This is a genomic window from Embleya hyalina, assembly GCF_003967355.1.
Lineage (GTDB): Bacteria > Actinomycetota > Actinomycetes > Streptomycetales > Streptomycetaceae > Embleya > Embleya hyalina.
In genome coordinates, this window is record NZ_BIFH01000001.1 from 1 (window position 1) to 1,792 (window position 1,792).

Below are 1,792 nucleotides of genomic sequence, written 5' to 3' on the forward strand. Positions count from 1 at the left end.
GGTTCTGGATCACTTTCCGTGCCAGAGCCACAGAGCGTCACCGGAACCGCGATCATGAACGCTCGTGGCTGACGATCTCCTCCAAGACCTCTGGCTCCACCGCAGCGCCGACGTCGCGGTCAACGCCCTGACCATCCGCGCCGACCGTGTCACCGTCCACGCCGCCACGACCGGCAGCCTCATGCCGCGAGGAGGACGCGCTTGCGCAGGAGGTCGAAGCCGGCGCGGCCGAACATCTGGCGCTTGATCATCTTGATCTTGTTGTTGTGGCCCTCGACCGCGCCGGAGCTGTAGTTCAGGGTCAGGCCGGCGACGACCGCGTCGAGGTCCTGCAGGAGACCGGTGGCGAAGCTTCGAAGGGCTGGGACCTGGTTCTGCTGGACTCGTGTGATCCAGTCCTTGAGCTCTCGTCCGCGGCGGTCGTTCATCAGCTCGGCGAAGGTCCTGACGTGCTCGGCGGTGGTGGCCAGCACCGGGACTCGGGCGAGGATCTCCTTGAGCTGCTGGGCGTTTTCGTCGCGGAGGCGGTCGGGGTGGCGGGTGATCCAGCTGGTCACGTCCCTGACGGAGGGCTTGCGTCGCGGCGGGTCCTGGGTGGGGAACGCCTCTCTCATCCGGCGCACGTAGACGCGCACGATCTGCTCCTGGCCGGGGAATCCGCGCTGTCGGATCTCCTCGAACAGGCGCCGGGCGATCGTGTGACCCTCGGCGAACCGCTGGTGGAGGTAGGGCTTGTAGGGGTCGAGGATGCTGATGCGTCCGGTCCAGCGGCCGACCAGCAGCTCGTCCGGGTCTTTCGCGCCGGCCAGTCGACGCACGGTGTTGCGGGCCAGGCCCAGTCGTCGGCCGATGGCGCGCAGGCTGAACCCGTCCTCCACGAGCGCGTGGACGGCGACGTGCTGTTCGCGGACCCGGTCGGACAGCCGGCCGGTCCGGCGGGGCTCGGAGCTGACGGACGCCAGGGTGACGGTAGGAGCCGACCCGGCCGCCGGGGCCGGTTCGGGGAGTAGGGCACGGTGCTGAAGCACGGTCTTCTCCACCGCGTCGGCGAGGTTCTGCCACAGGTGGAACCGGTCCGCGACGTGGATCGCGTCCGGGGCGCCGAGCCGAACGGCTTCGGCATAGGAGGCCGACCGGTCGCGGCAGACGACCTTCACCCCCGGGTGGTCGGCCAGCCAGGAACGGACGGTCTCAACGGTGCGGTCGGGCAGCAGATCGACTGCGCGGCGGGTCTCGATGTCGACCAGGATCGTGGCGTAGACGTGGCCCCTGCGCAGGGCGAACTCGTCGATGCCCAGCACCCGCGGTACCGCGTGCGCCGGATCCGGCAAGGCGCGTATCAGCCGCAGGAGCGTGGAGCGGCTCACCGGGACTGCGAAGGTTTCGGCCAGGCGGGAGCCGGCCCGGCCGGCCAGGGCCAGGGCGAGCCGCTGGAGCGCGGTCTGCAGGCCCTGGCTCCGGCGTCCGTGACGGAAGGTCAGCCCCGACGCCTGCTCGACGAACGTGGCTCGGGGGCATGCTCGTTCACGGCAGCGGAACCGGCGGACCCGTAACTCGACCACCACCCGACGTCCGACCGCCGCGCTGTCGTCCAACCGCCGCAGGTAGCTGCTGTGCACGCGGGTCGAGACGGTTCCGCACGACGGACAGCCCGCCTCGCTGCCGGTCGTGGCGGCGTGGACGGTGACACGGTCGGCGCGGATGGTCAGGGCGTTGACCGCGACGTCGGCGCTGCGGTGGAGCCAGAGGTCTTGGAGGAGATCGTCAGCCACGAGCGTTCATGATCGCGGTT

The 1,792-nt window shown here is 70.3% G+C and carries 1 protein-coding gene; it reads right to left on the reverse strand.

Translation table 11 applies throughout. From position 1 onward, the window contains the following. Window positions 1–179: 179 nt before the first annotated feature. Window positions 180–1,772, reverse strand: coding sequence for an ISL3 family transposase (locus EMA17_RS00005; RefSeq protein WP_126634747.1), 1,593 nt, complete (start codon window positions 1,770–1,772; stop codon window positions 180–182). Window positions 1,773–1,792 lie beyond the last annotated feature (20 nt).